Here is a 24,580-nt window from a genome sequence, read left to right on the forward strand (position 1 = left end):
TATTTTCTGCATTTTCTTGTGCCGAAGCATCTCCGGATCATGCAAAAGACGGTGTTTCGTCTTAAAAAAATGTGACCTTTTCGCTGCAATCCACCACAAGAACGATCCGATTGCAGAAAACCGCCCGCTTTGGCCCTGTCGAGATTGCCGCGCCACGTTGACCTCCAACGCAACTTTGGCGATAGGTGGGCAACAGGCACATGACAAAGGCGGATGCGATGTACAGGGCGGTGACGCAGGGGATCGAAATAACGGTTGAGCCGTTTTATCTGGAAGACGAGTCGGCTCCCGAAGACAACCGCTATGTCTGGGGCTACCGCATCACCATTGCCAATAATTCCTCCGACACGGTGCAGCTGCGCTCGCGCTACTGGCAGATTACCGATGCCAATGGCCGCGTCGAGGAAGTGCGCGGGGCCGGTGTCGTCGGCGAACAGCCGGTGCTCGATCCGGGCGACTCGTTCCAATATTCATCCGGCTGTCCGCTGACCACATCATCCGGCGTCATGGTCGGGCGCTATCAGATGCAGAACCCGACGGGCAATACATTCGAAGTGGATATTCCGGCTTTCTCGCTGGATGTGCCGGAACAGCGCCGCACGCTGAATTAGAGCAGGAAACAAAAAAGGCGGTTCTTCTGAACCGCCTTTTTTGATTACTTGGCGAACTGCGCCGGATCAAACTCGTAATGCGTCGAGCAGAATTCGCAGGACACCGAAATCTTGCCGTTTTCGATGCTGTCCTGAATTTCCTCTGCCGAGAAGCCCGACAGGACGCCCTGGATTTTCTCCCGCGAGCAGGAGCATATATCCGCCACCTTGATGGCGTTGAAGACGCGCACGCCGCGCTCGTGGAACAGGCGATACAGCAGGCGTTCCGAGCCGACCTGCGGATCGGTCAGTTCCGAGCTTTCGATGGTGCCGAGCAGTGACCGCGCCTCATCCCAGGCATCATCCACCGGATGAAACACGGCTTCTTCCTCGTCACCGTCGCCGCCCGGCAGATCGGGAACACGCGCGCGCAATTCCGATTCCGGCAGGAACTGGATGATCAGACCGCCTGCGCGCCATTGCTCGACCGGCTTGCCATCGGCACCCCGTTCGACCAGCTTGGCGACGCTCAGCTTCAGATCGGTCGGGATCTGTTCAGACTGACGGAAATAGGTCGTGGCAATTTCCTCCAGCGTCGAGCCGTCCAGCGCCACAATACCCTGATAGCGCTGCATATAGGCGCCCTGATCCACCGTGAAGGCCAATGTGCCGCGACCGAGCAGCTCTTCAGGCTGCGTCTTGCCTGTGGCGATGGCGTCCTTCAGGCGATCCTCATCGAAACGCGCATAGCCGCGCACCGCATTGGGTGTGCTGAAATCCACCACCAGCATGTCCACCGGACCGTCGGACTGGGTCTGGAAGATGAACTTGCCTTCGAATTTGAGCGAAGTGCCGAGCAGAACGGTCAGAACCGTCGCCTCCGCCAGCAGGCGGGCCACTTCTTCCGGATATTCGTGGCGTTTCAGGATGGCGTCGATGCTCGTGCCAAGCTGAACCGCGCGACCGCGCACATCGAGCCCTTCCACCTGGAAAGGCACGACGGCGTCGTCGCCTGCAAAGCCGAAATCACCCAGATCGAGCTTGGGACCCGAATGGCCGTTTTCGGCTTCGATATAATCGTTGCTGGTATTCTCAGCCACAGAAAACTCCAATCACGCGCCTTGCAGGCACCAGGCCAGAATGGCCTTCTGGGCGTGGAGCCTGTTTTCGGCTTCGTCGAACACGACCGATTGCGGCCCGTCGATCACTTCGTTGGTCACTTCCTCCCCGCGATGTGCGGGCAGGCAATGCATGAAGAGCGCCTTCGGGTCGGCTTTCGCCATCAGCCGCGCATTGACCTGATAGGGCATGAACACATTATGTCCACGGGCACGGTCCTCCTGTCCCATCGAAACCCAGGTGTCGGTCACGATGCAATCCGCACCGCTTGCCGCTTTTTCCGGGTCTGTCGTGGACATGATGTCCGCACCGTTTGCCCTGGCCCAGTCAATGAAGTGCTGGTTTGGCTCGCTGCCTTCCGGCGTCGCGATATTGACGTTGAAGTCAAACCGCGCCGCGGCTTCCACAAGCGAATGCAGGACGTTGTTGCCGTCCCCCATCCAGGCAAAGGTCTTGCCTTTGATCGAGCCGCGATGTTCCTCATATGTAAGTACGTCGGCCATAATCTGACAAGGGTGGGTGTCGTCGGTCAAAGCGTTGATGACCGGAACGGTGGCATATTCGGCCAATTCGAGCATGCGGTCATGCGATGTGGTGCGGATCATGATCGCATCCACATAGCGCGACAGGACCTTTGCCGTATCAGCGATAGTCTCGCTGCGACCGAGCTGCATTTCCGAGCCGGTGAGCATCAGCGTTTCGCCGCCGAGCTGGCGCATGCCGACATCGAACGACACGCGCGTGCGGGTCGATGGCTTTTCGAAAATCATCGCCAGCACCTTGCCGGCATAGGGCTTTTCAATCTCGCCCGCCTTCAGCCGCGCCTTGCGCGCCTTGGCGTCTTCGAGGATGGAACGCAATTCGCTTCCTGAAACAGAAGACAGGTCGAGAAAGTGCTTGATACCGTTATCCTGAGCCATGATTACGCCGTCTTGCTGATCGGATTTACGACAGAAAGCCGTTCCACGGCTGTTTCGATGCGGTTCAGCGCTTCACGGGCTTCTTCCGGCGTCGTGACCAATGGCGGCAGCAGACGCACGACATTGTCGCCAGCGCCGACGCTGAGGAAATGCTCGTCGCGCAGCGCCTGAATGAGCGTGGTGTTCGGCACAACGCATTTGATGCCCATCAAAAGGCCGCGACCGCGCACCTCGGACACCACATTCGGGAACCGGTCGATGATCGACGCAAGGCCCTGCTTCATGACAAGCGCGGTGGCCTGAACATTTTCCAGAAAACCCTCTTCCAGAATGACGTCCAGCACGGCATTGCCGACCGCCATGGCCAGCGGATTGCCGCCATAGGTGGTGCCATGCACACCGGCAACCATGCCCTTGGCGGCTTCAGCCGTTGCAAGGCAGGCGCCAACCGGGAAACCACCGCCGATGCCCTTCGCCACAGCCATGATGTCCGGCGTGATGCCCGACCACTCATGGGCGAAAAGCTTGCCGGTACGACCAACGCCGGTCTGCACTTCATCGAGGATCAGGAGCAGGCCCTTTTCGTCGCAGATCTGACGGATAAGGCGCATGAATTCTTCCGGGAAGCCACGCAGACCGCCCTCGCCCTGAATGGGCTCAAGCAGGACAGCGGCGGTTTCATCGGTGATGGCGGCGCGAAGGGCCGCCTCGTCGCCGAACGGCACCTGATCGAAGCCTTCGACCTTCGGGCCGAAACCTTCGAGATACTTGGCCTGGCCACCGGCAGCGATGGTCGCAAGCGTGCGGCCATGGAACGCGCCTTCAAAGGTGACAATCCGGAAACGCTCCGGATGACCGTTGGCGAAATGATAGCGACGGGCGGTCTTGATCGCGCATTCCAGCGCTTCAGCACCGGAATTGGTGAAGAAGACCTTGTCGGCGAATGTGTTGTCGACCAGACGCTGGCCGAGCTTTTCCTGTCCGGGAACTTCATAAAGATTGGACAGGTGCCACAGCTTGTCTGCCTGATTTTTTAGGGCTTCGACCAGATGCGGATGGGAATGGCCAAGGGAGTTCACCGCAATGCCAGCCGCAAAATCGAGATAGCGCTCGCCGGTTTCGGTGATCAGCCAGATGCCCTCACCTCGCTCGAAGCGCAGAGCCGCACGATTATAGGTGTCGTAAAGCGGTTGCACGGTCGTAGCGTCGGTCATTGCAATCAGGCCTCCATAAGCCTTTCTAATGCTGCATATCCGCAGAAAGCGGACTGTCAGCCTTGCCATTTTGAGCGATATTCCGGCCCTCTCTCCGGCCAGTTATCACAGGATTTTGGCACGTCGATCATGCGCCCTTCGCATGACGAACCTGCCGAAATAAAAAGCCGCCCACCGGGCGGCATAATTATTCTGGGTGTATATTGGCGCTCGCGAAAAAAAATGTCAATCAAACTAAGGCTCGATTATCGCGCTTCTTTACGCATGAGTTGATGCATTTTTTGCCCGTTGTACGGGCGTTGCCCGCACTTTTTCAGCGCGCATGCCGGACTTGTCGCCAACATTTCCGGAAGCGGGCTAGCGCTACCGACATCCCGCCTATATATAGAGCCCAGTTTCCACGGCGCGGCGCGTGCAGCGGCTTCTCTCTCAAAGGTGTTCAAAAATGCACCACGGGACCAAAGAAAAACCGTCTTTGCCACCCAAGTTGGGGAAAACCTTAAAAATGGAATCTGCCTGACAGGGCTATCCCTTGTCATGGAGTCATCCGGTATTGTAGTTTCTCTTTAAAGAAAAAAGCTACATTTCGTGCGGCGGACCTAGTCACCCGGATAGATATGGTGTTTGCGCCTGGAGCAATCCGGGAACACTGGTGGATTCCGGATAACGAAAATGATTGGAGCCCAGGGCGATGAACTGGACAGACGAACGCGTTGAACTACTGAAGAAACTGTGGAGCGAAGGCTTGAGCGCAAGCCAGATCGCAGCACAGCTTGGCGGTGTGAGCCGTAATGCAGTGATCGGCAAAGTGCACCGTCTGAAGCTTTCGGGTCGCGGTAAGACGACGACCGCTGCTCCGCGCAGCAAGAAAGTCAATACGGTTGCAGCAGCGCCGCGTCCTGTAACGCAGCATGCGGGCGGCAGCACGCATACGGCCCATACGACGACGATGCGCACGGCAACTGTCACCAAGACAGTGGGCGCAACGGCACTGCAGATGGAATATGCAGCCGAAGTGGTGACGGAAACCGTCGTCAAGCCGGCTTCGAATGTGGTGGTGCCGATCTCGCGCCGCCTCACTTTATTGCAGCTCTCCGAGCGTACCTGCAAGTGGCCGATCGGCGACCCGCTGAACGAAGATTTCCACTTCTGCGGCAGTGAATCGGGTGAATCCAGCCCTTATTGCAGCTACCACTCCCGCCTGGCTTTCCAGCCGACGGCAGAACGACGCCGGGCACGCTGATCTAAGGGAATAGGTGAGTAAGGGAATAGGGGAGTATGCTTGACGATATCGTCGGCAGCTCCCTTTTTCTTTGCCTGCCGCCCTATTCCTTCACATACTGCCCTACTGCCCTAATCCCTTATTCCCCTACTCCCCTATTCCCCTCCTCATAGACCCTCAGCGTGCGATCGGCGATGCCGTCCCAGCTGTAATCGCGGGCGATCCAGTCGATGAGTTGCTGCGACTGTTCTGCCGTCAGCGGGTTGTCGCTCTTGCGGCGTAGCGCGGTTTTCAACGCATCGATGTCGCCGAGCGGGAAATAGTCGTCGTCTGGCAGTCCGACTTCCAGATTGGCCGTGATGTCGCTGGCCAGCACATTGAGCCCGTAGCCCATCGCCTCCAGAAGTGCGATGGGCATGCCTTCATGGCTCGACGGCAGCACAAAAAGTCCAGCCTGACTGAAAAGCGCGGAGAGTTCCTCCCCCTGCAATGCCCCGGTCAGGACGACGCCCGGCACGGCCTCGGCGCGGGTGCGCACCTCTCCCGCATAGTCGGCGGTATATTCCGCCGAGCCGATCAAGGCGAGTTTCAGCGATGGATCGGAGAGCTTGGCGAATGCCTCGATCAGATCGAGCTGGCGCTTTTCCGGTACGATGCGCGCGACCAGCGCAATATAGCGGCTCGGAACTAGCCCATGCTTTTCCAGCCAGCTTGGATCACGGCTCGGCTCGCGCAGGGTGACGCCATTCGGGATGAAGGTGACGGGAACGTTATAGCGTTGCCCGACCGTTTTCGCGATATCGTTGGAGACGGCGATGCGGGCGTTTGCAAAGCGCATTCCCCATTTTTCGCCAAGCTTCAATGTCGTGCGCGCCAGGCGGCCCCATTTTTGACGGTTATAATCGAAGCCGTGATGGGTCACGACCGTCCGCAAACCGAGCAGACGCGCAAGCGGCGTCACTAGTGCCGGGCCGATAGCGTGAATGTGCAAAATGTCGGGCCGTGTGAAACCCGCGCGCAGCACGCCCAGAAGGGTATGCACGATGGCTTCGAACTTCATCGACGTCGGCGCCCAGATCGGCGTGACTTTCACGCCTTCCCAGACATAGGGCTGTTTGTTGGGAAGATAGGGGCTGCGGCCCACCACTTCGACATCCCAACCCTTGGCGATGTAAAGACGGGCCAGTTCTTCGACATGTCGCTCCACGCCGCCCTGCACATTGGGTACGCCGCGCAGGCCGAGCATCATAACACGTCGCTTTTTTAGCCCTTTGTTCCATCAAAGCGCTCCCAGTTCCGCGTAAAGTTCCAGTGTCCGGTTCCGATAAGCCTCCGGCGAGAACTCCCGACCAGCCCAGGTGCGGCCAAGACGGCCCATCCTGCGCCGGGCCTGCGGGGGCAGACTGGCGGCTTCGCTCATGACGCGGGCAAGGTCTTCAGCATCGCCGGTTCTGGCCACCATGCCGGTCTCGCCCGGCACGATCATTTCGGGAATACCGCCAATGTCGGCGCCAATCACCGGCACGCCAAGCGCATAGGCCTCCAGAATACTGATCGGCGCATTTTCATACCATTCCGACGGCAGGATCAGCGCCTTGGCCTCGCCGATGAGCCTGTGCAACCGCTCGCCCGAGACATAGCCCGCAAAGGTAATATCGCCGCCGGTTTCAGCCGCCAGCGCCCGCAAACTTTGCTCTTCCGGGCCGGTGCCTGCAATCACCAGTTTCTGGCCGGCAATTGCGGCTGCGCGGATCAGCGTGCCAATGCCCTTTTCCGGGGCCAGACGGCCCACATAGGCGAAATAGTCGCCTTCATGCTCGAAGGGTTCGAGATTATCGGTCTGTGCGAAATTCGGGATATAGACCAGCTTTTCCTCCGGCCAGCCCCATTCGATCAGCTTCGAAATATAGAAGCGGCTCGGTACCACGATGCGATCGAGCGTGTTGCGATAAAGGCCGAGCGTGCGATGGATCGCCGTTTCGACCAGAACCAACCCGCTCAACGCCGTCGAATCCTTGATGCATTTATGGACTGCGACATTGTAGATGCGCCCGCCCTTGCAGCGCTCGCAAATCTGGTTATGCGACAGCATCTTATAGGCCGGGCAGGCGAGCTTCAGATCATGCGCGGTCATGACGGTGGGAATACCCGCCGCTTTCAGCACCGGAAAGATCGACGGCGACAGGTGATGATAAACATTATGCGCATGGGCGACGTTCGGGCGAAAGCGCTCGATCAGCGCCTTGATGCGGTCGCGCGCTTCCCATGAATAGATGATCTTGCCTGCCTGCGCGACTTTGGTGAGAAGGCCGCTCTCGCGCCCATATTCGATTTCCGACACGAAATAGGACGACCAGTCGGAGGCGAAATTGTCCGGATGCTGCATGGCAAAGGGAGCCGTCTCCCATCCAATCTCGGAAAAGAGCTTGATATGGTCGAGAAAAACCGCTTCGGCCCCGCCGCGACGGTAAAAATAATTATTGATTGCCAGCAGGCGGTGATCCGGATCGGCAGCTTTCATCAGGGAGCACCTTCCTCTGCTCCGATATGAGCCAGCGCATCGCGTATCGACAAAACCTCCGCGCCGCTTTGTGCCGCATGGGAAACCAGCTTTTCGAAGGTTTCCGGCGTGCAACCGAAAGGCGTCGGCCTGTCGCTGATATCATGCGTATAGAAGATCAACCAGCCGGGATTTGCGACGAGATCGTCGATCCAGCGGGTCAATTGCTGCGAATGCTGCTCCGGCTGCCTTATCTCGACGGCTTCCAGAAAGGCGAGATCAACCGCGTCGCGATTGATCCGCTCGCCGCCACTGCGGCAGGTGGCGAAGCGGTCGGCAAACAGGCCGCGCGAGCGCATCGACGAGGCGCAATAGGGATAGGCGAAATTGCGCCGCCCGACCCGGTTCGGTTCGATCCCGTGCAGATAAGCGTGGTTGCGGTCAAGATCGGCCGCCAGATCGCGCGCGCCGACCGAAGGCACATTCCAATGTGCATATGTATGGCAGCCAATGTCGTGCCCGGCCTCGGCCAGCCTGCGGAGCCCGTCTTCGGTGATCAGCTGCCGGTGGGTTTCGACGGAGCCGACCAGGCCACCGGCAATATAGAAGGTGCCATGAAAGCCGTAGCGTTCCAGTATCTTCGCGCCTGTGCTTTCAGCACTGTCGGGAACATCGTCGAATGTGAAACTGATGATCCGCCGGTCCTTCGGCAGTGGAAAGGGCCGCAACGGAAAACTGCGGCTCAGCGCGTCATGCAGGCGGTTGTTCAGCCGGTCCAGACGTGCCCGCGCCCAGCCCAATCTGTCCTGCTCCCCCAATTTTTCCTGTCCCATTGTCTTTACCAAGCCTTTGCCCCAAAAAAGCTTAACTTACAAGTCGCGCCTTCGCCTGAAGGCGCATGCCGAAAACGGCAATCATCAAACAAAACCAGACCGCGCTGCCATTCTGGAAAAACGTGCTTTCCATGCAGGATGCATAGAGGCCGTACAACCACAAACGGCTGAAAAGAAGCGTCAATGCCGGATCGTTCCCCGTCGCTTCGGCTGCTTTGATATAACTTAGCGGCAGGATCATCAGCCAGATCAGCATCAGGATCAGGCCGAAAACGCCCGCATTGATCATCATATCCAGATAGGCATTATGCGCGTTGAAGGCTGCGACTGCCCATGTCGCCCCGCCTCCCCCGGCATAGACCATTTCCGGTGTTTTCCAGAAAGAGTCCAGCCCGTAACCGAATATCGGCTTTTTAGCGACTGCCGAAAAGGCTATGCGCCAAATATCGGCGCGGTTGGTAAATGTCGCGTCAATGCCGATGCTGGTGATCAGCTGGCGGATGGGGTCCGAAACCGCAGCTCCAATGGCGACGAAATTGAACGCCGCCACCCCGCCGATCGAGATCGGAATGCGTGTCCAGCGCCAATGCGTGAAGATCAGCGATATGATGGCAATGAAGGGCAGCATGGCCGTCGATGTCTTGCCGCCCGTGTGCAGCAGGAAGAAGACACAGAGCGCCACGACCAGCCCGCCTGCCTTGCGATACCCCATTTGCCAGCCATAAAGGCCGAAGAAGCTGAGCAGCACCAATGCAGCAGCAGCAGCGTTCTTGTGCGGAAAATGTCCGCGCCATGCGCCCGCCAGCATCGGCTCGATGACATTTGTTGCCTGATGGATGGCCCGGCTCGGCATGAAGATAACGCCGAAATAGGCAAAGCCGAGCGTGATGAACGACCCGATCAGCAGGAGCCGCGCCATCTGGGTGGCGGAGCGCGGCAAAAGCAGGAATATGCTGGCATTGAGCGCCATCAATACCGACAGCACCACCTTGCGGCTTGCGATCGAAGGATGCGCCGAGACAAGGGCCGTCACGAACATCCAGATGAACAGCGTTACCAGAAGCGTCCGCGGCTGGAGAATGGTCTGGCGCAAGGGACTGCTCAGGCCGCAAGCGATGAAGCCTGCGGTCAGTCCCAGCGTCAGCAGCTGGTTCAGCAGGTTCGATTGCCCTGCCGAGGCAGCAGTGCCCAGTTCAGCACTGGAAGTCGGATAGGGGCTGATCCCCACCCACATGAACAGAAACATGATCAGAAACAGGGCAACGCCCAGCGATGACGATACCGTCGTCAGGTCGCGGGGCGATGCTTTGACTGGGACAGGGGCCGTCACACGCCGATGGGAAGCGAGGTCAGACACGGCTCTCCCGATTTCTCCGCCAGGCGCCAAGATAACCCAGCGCCAGCGCCAGCGCCACGCCGAGACCGAGCCCCACGAAACCACCGGCTGCACCGAGCAACACGGTGCGCGGCGGCCAGCTGCGGCTGACGGGCGGGATCGCCGTCGAGATCACGCGGATATTGGTGGCGTCGAGTTGCTGGCGCTGATGCGTTTCCGTCGAGCGCGTCAGGAACGTGTTGTAGATGGACACTTTGGCGGTCATGTCGCGCTCAAGGTCGGACAGCTGCACCTGCGCATCATTATCCAGCGCTACCGCAGAGCGCGCCGTCGCGGCCTGCGCATTGAGCGCATTGACAACCGCATTGGCCTGATCGAGATCGACCTTTGCCGATTGCAGGATGCGCGAGCGTTCATTGGCGATCTGCTGTTCCAGCCCGTCGAGCTGGCGCTGCGTGTTGATAAGCTCGGGATAGCGCGGGCCATAGGTCATGGTCAGCGCATCGTAACGCTGCTTCAGCGTCGCATACTGGCTGCGCAGATTGGTCATGGTCGGCGATTGCAGCGTGCTTGCCGGGCCAACCGGGCTGCCCGTATCACGAGTCAGCTCGTTATAGCGGGTGCTGGCGTCGGTCTGGCGCGCCTTGGCATCGACCAGCTTCGTGTTGATCTGCGCCATGGACTGCGCGCTGACCAGTTCGCCGCCGGTGGTCTGGAGACCATGTGCGCGGCGGAAAGCGGCGACTTTCTCTTCCGCATCGGTGGCGGCTTTCTGCAAGGAGGTCAGGCGTTCCGACAAGGCCGCAGCAGCGCGACCTGCGCCATCGGCATCCGCCTCGGCCACTTCTTCCTGAAACGACTGCGCCAGAGTATCGGCAACCTTGACCGATTTTTCGGGATTATCAGTCCAGACACCGATGGTCACGAGATAGGACCGCTCCGGCCGGCTCACGACAATGCGTTGCGACAAGGCGCGCACCGCCGTCAGCGTGTCGTCGGATGCACCCTTCGGTTTGCCAAGTCCAACCAGCGCGCGCAGATCGAAACTGGCAGGCGGCGGTACGAATTCCGGATCGCTTTGCAGGTTGAGATCCTGCACGACACGACGCAGCACATTGCCCGAGACCAGCATTTTCATCTTGCTTTCGATGTCGAGAATCTGGCTGTCAGCCTGAAGGCTCTGAGCATAGATATCGTTGGGCAAAAGCTGCAAGCCGGATGGCGGCACCAGCATATCCGTATAGGCCGTATAGCGCGGCTTGGCCGTCATGCCATAGGCAAGGCCCGCCAGTGCACCGGCAAGCGCGAGAATGACGATCCATATCCAGCGGGCGCGCACCCATTCAAGTGCCGCCCAGAGATCGATTTCCGGCAGCATGAGCCCGCCGCCGTAAGACCCCGTCTCCTGCTCCACCGGACGGGATGCAGGTGCATCGGAAACGGACGCTGGCCTTGGATATGACGGCGCATGGTTCTGCGCCAAAGCCTGGTTCCATTGCTCGAGCGTCTCTGCACCGCGCTTTTGAGCAGCCGGTTGCTGAGCCTTCGAAGCAAGGTCACGCAAGGTGTACATTGATCGATCCTATGGTTGGGCCTTTGATCGCCCTCTTGTTGCCCCGTCGCGCAAAAAGCGCCTTTGCCTTGTTTATATGAGAAGATTAAAAAAAATTGGTTAATCACAACTATCGGGCAGCAATACGCGATAAAACTGGAAAATACATGACCTGTTCAGTTAGGGTTCATATTTCAACGCTACATGTGCAATAAGCACAATAACCGCAGATCAAGACAATATTGAGTAAGTCGGGAGAGGGAAACAACCTTTCCGCAAAAGCCATGCCGGGCTGGACCGAGGCGCAAAGCCGACATCGGCAGACAATGCCCGACACAGATTACCCCCTAAATCCGCAGTAAGAAATGTTGAAACGCTACTGGCCCACCTTGTTGTCCTATGCCGCATCGAGTGGCAGTCTGTTTGCAGCCAATGTGGCGCAGCTGCTGACTTTTGCCATTCTGGCACGGTATCTCGGATCACACGAGTTCGGGCTTTTCGTGACCGTCATGGCGATCACGGCCATAGCGAATTACATTTGCGGACTTGGCGGAGCCGAATGTCTCGTGCGGCGCGTGGCCCAAAACCGGGCCATCTATCCCGCCATGCTCGGGCACAATATCATCCTGATCGTCACAAGCGGCGTCGTGCTGGTGGTGATCGGCATGATCCTGCTGCCGTTCTGGCTTGAATCCGTCCCGGAATTCGCCAGCAATTATCTCGGCATGTTTTTCCTGCTCGTCACGAATATCGTGCTTGTCCGCGCCATTCTTCTCGTCGAACAGATCTATATCGCCCATACCGACTTCGTATCGGCCAACCTGTCGGTGGTCGGTTTTGCGGTGGCGCGCACGCTGGCCGCAGTCATTGCCTGCCTCGTCTTCGATATTTCAACCGTGGTGCAGTGGGCCTACTGGCAGTTCGGCTGCCATGTGCTGGTGCTGGCGATCTATGTGTGGTTTTTGCGCCGGCTCGGCGCGCCGCAATATCGAATCGTGCGCGAGGAAATCCGGCTCGGCATCATGTTCGCCTCGCAGTTCATTTTTCGCGCTATTCGCCAAAATGCCGACCTTCTCATCCTCGGCGCGCTTGTCGCACCCAGCATCGTCGGCAGCTATGGCGTAACCCGCCGTATCGTGGACAGCAGCATGCTGACCATCGAGGCTATGAACCGTCTCGTCTATCCGCGCCTGTCGCAAGCCAGCGCCAACGGCATTCACCACGCATTGCCGATCACGCTGCGTCTGCTCGGTGCTTCGCTTCTGATCGGAACGCTGACCTCGCTGGTCATCTTCATCGCCGCGCCCTATCTCCCTCTTCTGTTCGGCCAGGAATATACGACGCTGATCGCCTTCTGCCGCACACTGTGCTGGATCACGATCTTCGTCGCTCTGTGGTCGATTGCAGTGGATTTGCTCGGTGCTGCCAGCCAGCACGCCTATCGCACGGCGGTGCTGAATGTCGGTAATATTCTGGGTGCGCCGCTTCTGGCGGCAGCCACCTGGTACGCCCCGATCACCGGCACGTTCACCGCCATTTACTTTATTGAAATATGTATCGTGTTGGCTTCGTGGTGCTGCGTCTTCTATCTCGTCAAAAGAAGCCGCGAGGCTGCTGCAAGGAAAGAGGTTCAAGTTTAAGCCCGGTCCGCCCGGGCAGAGGGGCAGGGTATAGTGGGGTTCACATCTGTCGCGGATACAAGGACACATCGGGTCCGGTCCATGCGTGTCGACGACATACCAGCGGTGCGCGACCTGTTCAGACAGGTCTTCCGACCCGAAGCCACCTCGAACGACGAGAGTTTCGACCGCTATTTCCAGCAAGTTTTCTTCGAAAACCCCTATTACGATGCCGATCTGTGCAGCATCGTGCATGAGGACAGTAAGGGCGAGATCGACAGTACGCTTTGCGTGTTGCCCATCCCCTATCATGTCGACGGCAAGATCGTCATGGGAAGGCTGCTCTGCGCCTATATGATGCGCCCCGGCAGCTCACCACGCGGCGCAGCGGAACTGACGCTGACCTTGCGCTCCCGGCCCAATGATTTCTCCTTCAGCGACAGTGCAGCACCCGTCAGCACCCGCCATTTCAGCGCGGTCGGTGGCATCACGCTCGATACCCATGGCCTTGCCTGGACCCGGATTTTCCGCGCTGCCAGTTATGTGGCCCAGTTCGTCGCCGAACGCCGCGCCGCCTTGCGCGGCTGGCCTGCGGCAAAGGTCGGCCAGCTTCTGGACCCTCTCGTTCCACTGCCCAAATTGCGCAATTCCACCAATGGCAAGCTGGCGGTGCAGGACATTGAGCAAAGCGACGCCATCGGCCTGATCCGTCACTTCCTGCCGACCTATGACGCCTATCCGGCATGGACGGAACAGGACCTGCACTGGGTCTTGAACCTTGCCCGCGACAACCGCGCCGCCGGTGCGCTCCGTTCCTGCTCGGTTTCCGGCACGAGCGGCGAGCCGGTGGGTTTCTTCTGCTATTATGCCCGGCCAAACGGGATTGCCGAAGTGCTCAGCATTCTGGCGCCGAAAAACCGCGAGCAAGCCGTGGTCGAAGTCATGCTGTCCCACTTGCAGGAGGCCGGGCATATCGCGGCGCAAGGCCGTGCAGACCCGCACTTTCTCGGCGCGCTGTCGCAGCAATCGGTGATGTTCTTCCGCCTGAAAGCCAATGTCTGTGTGGTGACCGCCAATCCAGATGTGCTGAACGCCCTCGACCACAACGATATCTTTGTCGGCGGACTCGCGGGAGAAAGCTGGAGCAGGCTTGTAACCGATTTCCAGTGAGGTTCTAGCTAGAGCAGTTCCAGCAAAAGTGCGAAGCGGTTTTGCGCAGGATAATGCGTAAAAACAAATAGATAGATCGGCTCCACGATTCCATTTTAACCGGAAATGCTCTAGCGGCTGAACCGGCGTTCGAGCAGGAAGAATGTCGTCGGCCCATTGGCGCTGGCGCCGTTATCGAGACGAAACTCCACTGCGCCCTCGCCGGTCGCAACGGGCGCATGAAGCTTGCCGTCAAGGCCGATGGCGGACAGTTTCCAGACCGATGCGGCGCCTGCAAGCCGGATATCGACGCGGTTGCGCAGCAGTGTAACGGGCAGACGCCCCCAATCCTCGATCACCTTTTGCGCGCTGTCGCGAAAACGCATATCCGTGTTGCGCGCATCGGTGGCAAAAATCACCAGCATCTTTTCGCTGGTCGCGAGGGGTTGTTCATCGAGCGCCGACACGGAAACGAGGCCGCGCTCTTCGGCATTGCCAAGTGTCACAACCCCGAGCGTCAGACTGTCCTTCAGATCGGCAAAGGCCAGAGCTTCGGTGCGGGGTGTCACCACCCGCATGCGGCTGCGGTCACGTTCCAGAAGGAGTTCCCCGGTCGCGCTGGCGAAGATGCCACGATAGGGATCGGTCGGATTGTCCTGCGAAAGCAAGCCTGCCTGTTTCAAACGCCCCAGAACATTATCCAGCGCGACATTGCGATAATTGATCTCGATGCCCCGCGTTACGGTTTCCGGCCATTGCAGACCGGAGGCGAAAAGTCCGATACCGCCGACCAGCGCCAGCGGTTTCAGCCTTTCCGGCTCACGCGCCTCAAGCGAATCTCCCAAGCTGGTTTCGCCCTGTATCATGAAGGGAACGGTAAAAGGCGCCGTTTTGACATCGCCACGCCGGAACAACAGCGAGGCCAGCGTTTCGCCCGCCCGCGCCACCGGATCGACCGCAAATGTATAGGGCACGATGCGCTGGCGAAGCGGCTCCGCCTCGTCGAAACCAAGCGTGACCGGCCCCTGCCCGTGGCGGCAAATGCCGTCCCAGCCCTGCAAGGCGGCATAGGCCGGAAAGACCAGCCCGGCTTCGTAGCGATAGCGGTTCCAGAACAGATGTTCATATTCGGTAACGAAGAACGGACGCCCGATCCAGCGCCCCGCCGCAAGCTCGCTTACATAGAAAGCGGCCTCACCGATGGAGCTGTTCTGCTTCATCGTCGTTCCCTGTTCCATTGAGCCGGTCCAGTCGTGATAGCTGTTGGCGCTGACCGCTTGTTGCGGCATGCGCGACAGCGCGGTCTGGACCGTGAACCAGTTATTATAGGGTGCGATCAGCCCCTTATAACCCAGCTTCCGATAGGCAGCCTCAAAGCGCGCGGCCAGCGCCTGTTCCCGCTCGACGGCGAAAGCCTGAAAATCATGCAGCCGCCGACCGCCGCCGGAGCGGCTTTGTGGCAGTTGCACCGTTCCCGCTTCAAGGCTTTCGCCAGCGGCAAGACCGCCCCAGGCGCGCGACAATGCAGCCGTGCCGGTATAACGTTTTTTCAAAAACGCATTGAAAGCCGGGGCAAATCCCGGCCAGAACGGCCCGCTCGCTGGCCTGCCATGCAGGAAACTCGTGAATTCAATGCCATTCTCATTGAAGGGAACAATCAGCGCCAGCGCCGGGTCGTGCAGCGGGGCCAGCCCCGTATAGGGATTGACCGTCGCATAGACTTCCTTTTGAAACCGCAACCAGTGGTCGAACGCGGTGTCGTCCACATAGATGCGGCGTTTCAGATTGCCTTCCGGCCCCCAGCGGTTGATATCCTTGCCGCCGAGCGCGCCGCTTTCCGCCGTCAGCCCGTCGATGGTCAAGTAGATGCCTTCGCGTTTCAACGCCGCCATCAGATAGCGAATGCGGTCCAGCGCCTGTGGGTCGAAGTTGAAGTCACCATCCCGACCCAGCATCAGGTCGGTGTCGAGGAAATGCAGCCGCGCAATATTGTAGCCATGGAGACGCAGCTGCCGCACATAACGGTCGATGAAGGCGTGGTCAATTTTCCCGGCTGACGGCAATCGCCAGGAGAGCGACGCGCAAAACAGGCGCTGAGGCTCATCCGGCTTTGCAGCCCGGACCAGACGCCCGGCGGCATTGGCGACGATGCGACCTTGCTCATCGATCGCAGGGTTGGGCAGAAAGGACGAGAAGTCCAGCGGGCTGCCCGGTGCCATTTCCAGCCGGGTTTCGGTGACCGGCATCCACTCTTCCGCGCCAGCCGTTACCGGCCAGCACGCCAAAGCGCCGAGACCGGCAAGGCAGGTTAGGAAAGCGGCGCGCGGCTTTCTCATGTCGTCTCTTTGAGAGGCTCTTTCGATATTTCTTTCACAACTCGGCTTTCGATCCAGTCCTGCGGCTTTCGGCGCGACTGGAAGAAGCCGAGCGGCATGGCGGCTGCGTGGAAAATCCACGCAACAACCGCGTAGACGCCAAGCGAAACGCTGCGCTCGCGGATCGACATCAGCACGAAAGGCAACAGCGCGAAAACGAGGGCTGCGACAGGCCCCCAAGGCGTGACGAAACCCAGCAATAGCGCGGCGAACACCAACAGCCACCAGACATAGACCGCGCCCCAGAGCCGCAATTCCGGCAGTTCTTTTATAACGTTCTTCCAGTGCGGCTGCCCGACTGCCGCGCGCAGCACCTCGCCCGTGCCGCGCAGATATTTGCTTTTCCAGCGGCGTGTCAGAAGCTTGTAGGCATTCATCGAATAGCCGAAATGCTGCACGAATGGCCGGTCGAGACGGTGCAATTTCCAGCCATGGGTACGCAGCCGCACGCCCGCGTCAAACTCCTCATGGCCATGCAGGTTGCGGTCGGAGAAATAGCCTGCCTGTTCGATTGCGGCACGACGGTAGAGCCCGCCGCCATTCATCCGGTCGATGTTACCAGCCTGCTTTTCGGGCGTATGCCTGCGGGCTCGCCGCTGAAATTCAAGGCTTTCCAGAATCTGGTCCACCACATGGCCGGTGACGCCACCGGCTTCGGGGTGGTCGGCCATATATTGCAGGGCTGCCGGAAAAAAATCCGGTTCGATGATCATGTCCCCGTCAATCAGGCCGACGAAAGGTTGCGTGGAATATTGAAAGCCCAGTTGCGGCCCCAGACCGCAGCTCGCCCGCGCAGGCGCTTCGATCTGCACCACCCGCACCGGATAGGCGCTGGCAATCTCCACCGTGCGATCTGTCGAACCGCTATCGGAGACGATGACTTCGACCTGTTCGTCCGGCAAGGCTGCAAGCGCGCTTTCAATCGCGGCGGCGATGCGCTGTTCTTCATTCAAAGTCTTGATGATGATCGAAACTGACATTACCCCGCCTTGCCCGCTACCGGTTGGTTATCGACAGTCATCGCTTGAAGCACATACACTTCTTGGATGTTTTCCAAAGTTTCATAGTTCCGTTTAGTTTCAAATAAACTAAACACCGCTATGCCAATATCGAATCGTCAGTGCATATTGGCGGATAAGCTTATCAACCGGCAAAGCAAACAGATATTTCAAGGCTACTGATGTCGAATGCCAATTTTCAAATAGAAGTACACAGTCGCGTTGATGATATATCCGAAGACTGGCCCGATGCAAATGACAGCAGCGGCAGCGCATTGTTCGTCTTTCAGTCGAAAACGTTTTTGCGCGCCTGGGAAGCGAGTTATGGCCAAGCCCGCAAGGCCCAGCTTTGTCTGGTCGAGGTGCGCGACCAGGACCGGCGCCCGGTCCTTTTTGTCCCCCTTTACATCCAGCAGCAACATGGCGCGCGCGTCCTCGCCTTCACCGATGACGGTGTGGCCGATTACAATGCGCCGATCCTTTTCGACCATGGGCAGACATGGGATGCCGCAAGTGCGGAGGCGCTGCTGCAATCCATTATCGCCGCTCTGCCGCCCTTCGACATAGCGGCTTTCGACAAGATGCCGGAAAGCATCGAGGGCCGCCCCAATCCGTTCTGGTATATTTCCAACCGCGATTGCGATGAGGCAACGCAATGGATCACGCTCGACCGGGCACAGCCCGATATCGAAGCATCGATCCGCGGCCTGCGCACCTTGAAAAAGCGCGCCAAGGCGCTGCGTCAGGCAGGCCGCTATCGCTTTCTCGTCACGCGCACGCCGGAAGAACGCGCCACCATTCTCGACGCCATGTTGCGGCAGAAGCAGCGGCGCTTCGTGGAAACCCGCGTGCCGGGCTTCGACGCTCATCCCGAAAAGCGCCAGTTCTTCGAGCTGGTGACGGAACCGCTCGCCGCCCGCAACGCCCTGCATTTCTCCGCCCTGACCATGGACGACGAGGTGGTCGCCACCATGTGGAGCGTCACGCGCAACGGGCATTATTGTGCAATGATCACCACTTTCGAAGATGGTGTCTGGAACAAATATTCGCCTGGCAAGGTGCTGATCCTGCGCCTGATCGAAGCGCTGAAAACCGACAATTACGCCTGTTTCGATCTCGGCTTCGGCAATGAGCCGTGGAAGCAGGATTTCGCAGATCGCACGATCCCCTTGCGCGATTATGTTGCCGCCCGGACAGCGCGCGGGAAACTGTCTCTGGCAAGCCAGCAACTGTTACGATCGCTGCGCTCCACCCGACTTTATCAGCGGCTTCGCCCGCTCAAATGGGAATTGCTGCGCCGGTTCTCGCGCTGAACGCTCAGCCCTCGCGCTTCGGCAGGCGCACCATGAAGGTGGAGCCTTCGCCAAGCTGCGAGCGGACGACGAGGCGTCCGCGATGGCGGGCCAGAATATGCTTGACGATGGCAAGCCCCAACCCGGTGCCCTTCTGCGCCCGGCTGGTTTCCACATCGATGCGGTAGAACCGCTCGGTCAGACGCGGCAGATGTTCGGCAGAGATGCCCGGCCCGAAATCCTGCACCGAAGCCACGACTTCCGGCGCGCTCCCGGTTTCATCCGTCTCCAGCTTGACGATGACTTTCTTGCCGCCCTGCCCATATTTGCAGGCATTTTCGACAAGGTTCTGGAACACCTGTATCAACTCGTCGCGGGCACCCGTGACCAGCACCGGACGATCCGGCAGATTGCGTTCGATGGCCACGCCCAGATTGGCGGCAAGCGGGGTCAGCGTGTCGGTGACATGGTTGATAACAGCCGTCAGGTCGACGCTTTCATTGACCGCCAGATGCGCCCGCATTTCCAGCCGGGACAGAGACAGGAGATCGTCAATCAGACGCGACATGCGCTCGGCCTGCTTCTGCATGATATCGAGAAAGCGGTCGCGGGCGGCAACGTCATTGCGCGCCGGACCCTGCAAGGTTTCGATGAAACCGCGCAAGGAGGCGAGCGGCGTGCGCAATTCATGGCTGGCATTGGCGATAAAGTCGGACCGCATGCGGTCGATGCGGCGCGTCTCGCTCTGATCGCGGAAGATGAGCACGAAGAGTTCGGGCCGCCCGTCCATATCCGGCAGCGCCTTGACCATGGCCTTGTACCAGCGGTCGATTGGCACACGCTCGAAATATTCGATGCTGCGGGGCTCGCCATCGGCAATAACGCCCTGAATGAGCGCATGCATTTCCGGGGCGCGGAAGCGCAGATAGAGCGCCGTTCCGCTTTCCAGCGATTGAAAGGCTTCAAGCGCCGCCGCGTTGGCGAACAGCACCGTGCCGCCATGGTCGAAAACGATCATCGGATCAGTAAGCAGATCGGCCAGCCGCTCGCCGGAAACACCGGCCATTTCGCTGTGGTCTTCGTCCTTGACCGGAGCCGCTTCGGGTTCACCACTACCGACTTCATTCGCGACCCACACCGCCCCCAGCACCACCAGAGCCAGAAGCGCAGCCCGGAACCAGAATGGCAGTTCCAGAGCCATGACGCAGACCGCCAGAACCATGCTGACGATGAGAACGCCTTTTACCCTGCCTAGCGGCGCAAAAATCGACGATTCCTGAACCTGCGCCGTCTGGGCGGTCTTGGCATCCTCGGTATGGCGGTTGTTTTCACTCATTCTTGTCCCTCAGGCGTGCCGAAGATCTGCCCCAAAATCCACAGCGACGTCTTTACGCAACTTCTTATCTGCCCATATCATGGATTGATATAAACGAAAGGGAATTGCCGTGGGTGACAGTTCGAAGACAGCTAACAAAAAGAACGACAAGAAAAGCGATATCCCAGCTATTGATAAGCCGCTGAAGCTGAAAATCGGCGGCGAAACCCGCAAGTTCGATATCAACGATCCCAAGCTTCCCAACTGGATTGACGATCAGGCGCTGCAGTCCGGTGGCTATCCCTATTCATCCCGCATGAAGAGCGATGAATATGAGGCGACGCTCGAACGCCTGCAGATCGAGCTGGTCAAACTGCAATACTGGCTGCAATCGACCGGCGGACGCGTCATCAGCGTCTTTGAAGGGCGCGATGCGGCTGGCAAGGGCGGCACCATCTTCACCATCCGCGAATTCATGAACCCGCGTACCGCGCGCAACGTCGCCCTGCCAAAACCCACCCCCACCGAAAGCGGGCAGTGGTATTTCCAGCGCTATGTGGCGCATTTCCCCACGGCGGGCGAATTCGTCACCTTCGACCGCTCCTGGTATAACCGGGCTGGCGTGGAAGCGGTGATGGGCTTCTGCACTCCTGCGCAGCTTGAAATCTTCCTCACCGAAACGCCCGATTTCGAACGGATGATCGTGACGGACGGCATTCACCTGTTCAAATTCTGGCTCGATATCGGGCAGGAAATGCAGCTGAAACGCTTTCACGAGCGCCGCCACAGCCCGCTCAAGAGCTGGAAATTCTCGCCGATGGATGTGGCCGGTATTTCGCGCTGGGATGATTATTCCGCAGCACTCCACACCATGCTGGAACGCACCGACAGCGGCTATGCGCCATGGACCATCGTGCGCTCCAACGACAAGCGGCGCGCACGACTGGCCGCCATCCGGCGTATCCTTTTGACCCTCCCCTATGACGGACGAGACCTCGACGCCATCGGCCCGGAAGATCAGTCCATTATCGGGCGCGGTTCGGCATTCATCACGCAGTCGACGGCATCCAAGTAAAAAATACTCGGCCTGTGCGGCGTTTTCTCCCAAAGATGTGGTTTGCGCACCAGCTGCCACAGCGCCCGCCAGGCCGAGAGCGAAATCAGCACCCAATAAATCGGTATTCCCGGCAGATAGGCATAACCGCCGCGTTCTGTCGGCTCCATGGTTTTTGCGCCGAGCAGATAGAAGCTGAGATAGGCCAGCAGAATATTCACCACATCCAGTACCAGCAGCCAGAGACTGGCGGGCGTCAGCGGCTGCGCGAGCAGCTTTACGACCAGGACGATCAGCGTCACCAGCATGAACGGATGCAGCAGCGCCGAAGCAATAATGCCAAGCGTATAAATCTGGTTGATCGCAAAGCGCCAGCCGCCAAGCTGGTGCAAGGCCGTGTAAGGGTCGCGGGCATGCACCAGCCATGTCTGTATCCAGCCCTTGATCCAGCGCGTGCGCTGCTTGCGCCAGACAGCGTAATCCTCAGGCGCATCCTCGATGGTGCCTCGACTGATTATGCCGATACTGTAGCCATAGCGCGCCAGACGAATGCCCAGATCGGCATCTTCGGTTACGTTGAAAGCATCCCAGCCGCCGACCTCTTCGAGACACGACCGGCGGAAATGATTGGACGTGCCGCCAAGCGGAATGACCAACCCCCGGCTGGCCAGCCATGGCAGAAGCCCGCGAAACAGTGCCGCATATTCAAAGGCGAACATGCGCGTCAAAAGATTATGCCGGAAATTGCCGATGATCAGCGGCGCCTGCACGCAGGCAAGCTGCCCGCCGTCGCGCCGGAAAGCCTGCCATGCCTCGCGTAACTGGTCGGGATGCGGGCGGTCCTCGGCGTCGAACACCGCAACAATCTCGCCGCGCACAAATTGCAATGCATAGTTCAGTGCATTCGGCTTGGTGCGCGGCCCACCCGGCGGCACGGTAATGACCTCGAAATTCGCAGGCAGAGTGTGGCGCTCTATCGCGGCGCGGGTTTCGACATCGTCTTCTTCGCAGACGAGCTTGATTTCCAGCTTGCTGCGTGGCCAGTGGATCCCGTTGAGCGCGGCAATCAGCTGGCCGATTACCTCTTTTTCCCGATAAAGCGGCACGAGCACGGAATAGACCGGCAACTCACTTTTCTTCAGCGGGAAGAGTTCCACAAAGCACAGACGCCCGCCGCTCGTCACCGCGAACAGCCGGATCAGCACGCAGCCGAAGAAGAACAGCGTCATCAGGACATGGATGGCAAGAAAAGTCTGGAGCGGCCAGTTGATGAGGGCGGCGATCAGCAGATAAAGCGCCATCGCAATGACGAAGGCTTGCCAACTATGCAAGACGCGGGCTGCCGAAAGGGTTTGCGGCGTCATCTGCCGCGCCCGTTCAATCAGCCGCGCGCGGTATCGCCGTCGCAAGATCTGCCTGAGAAGTGTAGGCGTGCAGATGCGGATACGCCTGCGCAGCGACGGATTTGCACGCACATGCTCAAGCAGGCTCCTGATCCGATGCTCCGCCGGCGCAATATAGAGATATGTCGTGCCATCCGGCCCGATGGTCGTGACCTGCGCGACATCGGTGAGCCGCAGCAAGCCCTCTTCATCCGACATGAACACGCGAGACGGCAATATTGCCTGCGTGAACTCCAGCCCCAACAGGTCTGCAATCGCTTCGAAAACCGCAATTTCCGTCATGCCGGGCTGCTGAACAAGTTCGGCGCAGAATGTGGTCCCGTTGCGCACGGCTTCGCTATAAGCCCCGATAAGCGAACATCGTGCAACTCCGCGCCGCTGCAATCTGGCAGATATGGCGCCGCATATCTCCAGATCGAAGCCAATCGATCCGTTATTCATAACGCCCCCCGACGTTCGACAAATATAAATCAGATATATTTATTTTATTGATTTATAATAGTAGAATATAATTATGCACTACTACCTTTCTCTTCGCCTTTTATTGAAATTTTAAAGTAAAAAAATATTATAAAAATGCAACCATTATTTTAAGCGCCATTCACTATGCAACTCTTGCAAGTTGCGCGTTAACGCGAAATTATGCCGAAGCTGATAGGAAGCCTGCCCATGAAACGGTGTCTTTCAAGCTTGATGATTTTAGCTGGCGCGCTGGCGGCGAGCCCGACCGCGTTTGCGCAGACGGCACCGGCTGCTCCGGATTTCCTCAACCAGAGGGAACGCCTGCCCCTGCCTTCGCTGCAACGGCTCACGCGGCTGCGTTTCATTACCACAGTGGATTTTCCGCCGTTCAACACGCTCAACAATCAGGGGCAGCTCTCCGGCTATAATGTCGATCTGGCCAAGGCGCTTTGCCGCCAGCTCGGCATCGAGGATATCTGCCAGATCGAAGCAGCCCCTGGAACGAGCTGGAAGACCGTGTCCTGAAAAGTGATGCGGAGGCGATCATCGGCGGCTGGCAACCCACCGAAGCGCGGAGGAAGGATTTCGTGTTTTCGCGCAGCTATATGCGCCTGCCCGCCCGCTTCGCGACGCAAAAAAGCAAGAGCTTTAACCAGCCCGCCTCGCTGGCAACACGCGGCAAATCAGTTGGCGTTGTTGCGGGCACCGCGCATGAGCAATTGCTCAAGAGCTATTTCCCACAGGCGCTGGCAAAACCCTATCCGGATCGCGCAGCCATGCTGGCCGACCTGAAAGGCGGCAAGCTCGATAGCGTGTTCGACGACGGCATGGCGCTGTCCTTCTGGCTCAATGATGCCGAAAGCGGCAATTGCTGCGCCCTGACCGATGGCCCCTATCTCGCGCCGCAATATCTGGGAACCGGCCTCAGCATCGCCGTGACGAGCGAGAACGCCGCCATCGCCAGCGCCATCAACAATGCGCTGCAAGCCTTGCAGCAAAAGGGCGTCCTGACCGAATTGTACCTGCGTTATTTCCCGACAAGCTTTTACTGAGCCCGGGTTGAATCAGCCGGATAACACTTTTCGGCCACCCCACGCCCAAATGCGCATTTCAAATGACGGCATTTGCTGCACACGCTCCCCACAGGGGGCCAAACATGCGTGCCATTTTGACGCAGAGCATAGACTCAACGATTTCGGATTTCACAAATTTTTGAAACTTCCGACAGAACAATACTTACAGTAATAAAGTAAAAATGTTTACTATCAAGCACTTTTGGTAAATTTCAGCCGCTAAAAGGTTGATAAAGCGACCGATATCAAGCAGTTACGCGCCGCTTTTACCACAAACATAAGTTTAAATACATCGATTTATTTTGACTTGAAGAAACAACCGCCTGATCCCTAATCTGTCATGGGGAGAAGGAGGATTTATACGATGTTTGATGGCGTTCCCGCACAATGGCACAAAACTCCGGAACAAACCAAACGCTCGCCGAATGAAGCGGCATATGTCTTTCTGGGGATCATGCTGGCAGCATTGACCGTACCGGCGGCGTTTCTCGGCTGGGCACTGTTCCAGAGCATCGGCTCGCTGCTGCACTGAGCGGTTTTCGGGTCAGAACGCA

Annotated in this window: 19 protein-coding genes and 1 pseudogene; 8 read left to right on the forward strand and 12 right to left on the reverse strand. The window is 58.6% G+C overall.

The genetic code is table 11. From position 1 onward, the window contains the following. Positions 1-218: 218 nt before the first annotated feature. The gene (gene apaG, locus QLQ11_RS06760) at positions 219-611 is read left to right on the forward strand and encodes a Co2+/Mg2+ efflux protein ApaG (RefSeq protein ID WP_109370166.1); all 393 of its coding nucleotides are present in this window, start codon (positions 219-221) and stop codon (positions 609-611) included. Between the two features lie 44 nt (positions 612-655). Here apaG and QLQ11_RS06765 read toward each other — a convergent pair whose 3' ends face one another. The 3 genes from QLQ11_RS06765 to QLQ11_RS06775 are packed head-to-tail and all read right to left on the reverse strand — an operon-like array spanning position 656 to position 3,843. Continuing rightward, positions 656-1,690 carry an Hsp33 family molecular chaperone gene (locus tag QLQ11_RS06765; RefSeq protein ID WP_109370165.1) on the reverse strand — a complete coding sequence of 345 codons (1,035 nt, stop codon included), beginning with the start codon at positions 1,688-1,690 and terminating at the stop codon, positions 656-658. A gap of 12 nt (positions 1,691-1,702) precedes the next feature. Beyond that, on the reverse strand, positions 1,703-2,629 hold the full coding sequence (gene argF / locus QLQ11_RS06770) for an ornithine carbamoyltransferase (RefSeq protein WP_109368345.1): 927 nt from the start codon (positions 2,627-2,629) through the stop codon (positions 1,703-1,705). Between the two features lie 2 nt (positions 2,630-2,631). After that, positions 2,632-3,843 (reverse strand): aspartate aminotransferase family protein, encoded by a 1,212-nt coding sequence (locus QLQ11_RS06775; RefSeq protein ID WP_109368344.1) that lies wholly within the window; start codon positions 3,841-3,843, stop codon positions 2,632-2,634. A 691-nt stretch (positions 3,844-4,534) separates the two neighbouring features. On the opposite strand from QLQ11_RS06775, the gene QLQ11_RS06780 reads away from it, so the two are divergent. Next, entirely contained in the window at positions 4,535-5,086 is a 552-nt protein-coding gene (locus QLQ11_RS06780; protein WP_109368343.1) for a GcrA family cell cycle regulator, read from the forward strand. Between the two features lie 118 nt (positions 5,087-5,204). Here QLQ11_RS06780 and QLQ11_RS06785 read toward each other — a convergent pair whose 3' ends face one another. Genes QLQ11_RS06785 through QLQ11_RS06805 form a run of 5 tightly spaced genes read right to left on the reverse strand, consistent with a single transcriptional unit; the run spans position 5,205 to position 11,307 of the window. Further along, the gene (locus QLQ11_RS06785) at positions 5,205-6,311 is read right to left on the reverse strand and encodes a glycosyltransferase family 4 protein (RefSeq protein ID WP_371835948.1); all 1,107 of its coding nucleotides are present in this window, start codon (positions 6,309-6,311) and stop codon (positions 5,205-5,207) included. A 33-nt stretch (positions 6,312-6,344) separates the two neighbouring features. Then, a complete protein-coding gene (locus QLQ11_RS06790) occupies positions 6,345-7,586 on the reverse strand; it encodes a glycosyltransferase family 4 protein (RefSeq protein ID WP_109368341.1) in 1,242 nt (413 codons plus the stop codon). Beyond that, positions 7,586-8,398, reverse strand: a complete 813-nt coding sequence (locus QLQ11_RS06795; RefSeq protein ID WP_109368340.1) for a polysaccharide deacetylase family protein — start codon at positions 8,396-8,398, stop codon at positions 7,586-7,588. Before QLQ11_RS06795 ends, QLQ11_RS06790 begins: the two co-directional genes overlap by 1 nt. 31 nt (positions 8,399-8,429) lie before the next feature. Beyond that, entirely contained in the window at positions 8,430-9,755 is a 1,326-nt protein-coding gene (locus QLQ11_RS06800) for an O-antigen ligase (protein ID WP_319080564.1), read from the reverse strand. Further along, positions 9,748-11,307, reverse strand: coding sequence for a GumC family protein (locus QLQ11_RS06805; protein WP_109368339.1), 1,560 nt, complete (start codon positions 11,305-11,307; stop codon positions 9,748-9,750). Before QLQ11_RS06805 ends, QLQ11_RS06800 begins: the two co-directional genes overlap by 8 nt. A gap of 344 nt (positions 11,308-11,651) precedes the next feature. Between QLQ11_RS06805 and QLQ11_RS06810 the strand changes: the two genes are divergently transcribed. Together QLQ11_RS06810 and QLQ11_RS06815 are read left to right on the forward strand one after the other, a co-directional pair. Continuing rightward, positions 11,652-12,926, forward strand: coding sequence for a lipopolysaccharide biosynthesis protein (locus QLQ11_RS06810; protein WP_180917925.1), 1,275 nt, complete (start codon positions 11,652-11,654; stop codon positions 12,924-12,926). An 81-nt stretch (positions 12,927-13,007) separates the two neighbouring features. Beyond that, positions 13,008-14,075 (forward strand): hypothetical protein, encoded by a 1,068-nt coding sequence (locus QLQ11_RS06815; protein ID WP_109368338.1) that lies wholly within the window; start codon positions 13,008-13,010, stop codon positions 14,073-14,075. A gap of 110 nt (positions 14,076-14,185) precedes the next feature. On the opposite strand, the gene QLQ11_RS06820 is transcribed toward QLQ11_RS06815, so the two are convergent. Then, positions 14,186-16,390 (reverse strand): glycoside hydrolase, encoded by a 2,205-nt coding sequence (locus QLQ11_RS06820; protein ID WP_235858903.1) that lies wholly within the window; start codon positions 16,388-16,390, stop codon positions 14,186-14,188. Beyond that, positions 16,387-17,409: a glycosyltransferase family 2 protein gene (locus QLQ11_RS06825; RefSeq protein ID WP_109368337.1), complete on the reverse strand. Its 1,023-nt coding sequence runs from the start codon at positions 17,407-17,409 to the stop codon at positions 16,387-16,389. Before QLQ11_RS06825 ends, QLQ11_RS06820 begins: the two co-directional genes overlap by 4 nt. A 200-nt stretch (positions 17,410-17,609) precedes the next feature. On the opposite strand from QLQ11_RS06825, the gene QLQ11_RS06830 reads away from it, so the two are divergent. After that, complete coding sequence (locus QLQ11_RS06830; protein ID WP_109368336.1) at positions 17,610-18,740, forward strand: GNAT family N-acetyltransferase; 1,131 nt, start codon at positions 17,610-17,612, stop codon at positions 18,738-18,740. Between the two features lie 4 nt (positions 18,741-18,744). Here the strand turns inward: QLQ11_RS06830 and QLQ11_RS06835 are convergent, their stop codons facing one another. After that, on the reverse strand, positions 18,745-20,055 hold the full coding sequence (locus QLQ11_RS06835; protein ID WP_109368335.1) for an ATP-binding protein: 1,311 nt from the start codon (positions 20,053-20,055) through the stop codon (positions 18,745-18,747). A gap of 109 nt (positions 20,056-20,164) precedes the next feature. Here QLQ11_RS06835 and ppk2 point away from each other — a divergent pair, with 109 nt between their 5' ends. Beyond that, positions 20,165-21,109, forward strand: coding sequence for a polyphosphate kinase 2 (ppk2, locus tag QLQ11_RS06840; protein ID WP_109368334.1), 945 nt, complete (start codon positions 20,165-20,167; stop codon positions 21,107-21,109). Here ppk2 and QLQ11_RS06845 read toward each other — a convergent pair. Continuing rightward, the gene (locus tag QLQ11_RS06845) at positions 21,052-22,932 is read right to left on the reverse strand and encodes a glycosyltransferase (protein WP_109368333.1); all 1,881 of its coding nucleotides are present in this window, start codon (positions 22,930-22,932) and stop codon (positions 21,052-21,054) included. The genes ppk2 and QLQ11_RS06845 overlap by 58 nt on opposite strands. Before the next feature lie 228 nt (positions 22,933-23,160). On the opposite strand from QLQ11_RS06845, the pseudogene QLQ11_RS06850 reads away from it, so the two are divergent. Both QLQ11_RS06850 and QLQ11_RS06855 read left to right on the forward strand, forming a co-directional pair. Further along, positions 23,161-24,005 (forward strand): annotated as a pseudogene (locus tag QLQ11_RS06850) (transporter substrate-binding domain-containing protein). Between the two features lie 385 nt (positions 24,006-24,390). Continuing rightward, on the forward strand, positions 24,391-24,558 hold the full coding sequence (locus tag QLQ11_RS06855) for a hypothetical protein (protein WP_167836049.1): 168 nt from the start codon (positions 24,391-24,393) through the stop codon (positions 24,556-24,558). Positions 24,559-24,580 lie beyond the last annotated feature (22 nt).

It is taken from the genome of Ochrobactrum sp. SSR, from assembly GCF_030067775.1.
GTDB classification, from domain to species: Bacteria; Pseudomonadota; Alphaproteobacteria; order Rhizobiales; family Rhizobiaceae; genus Brucella; species Brucella teleogrylli.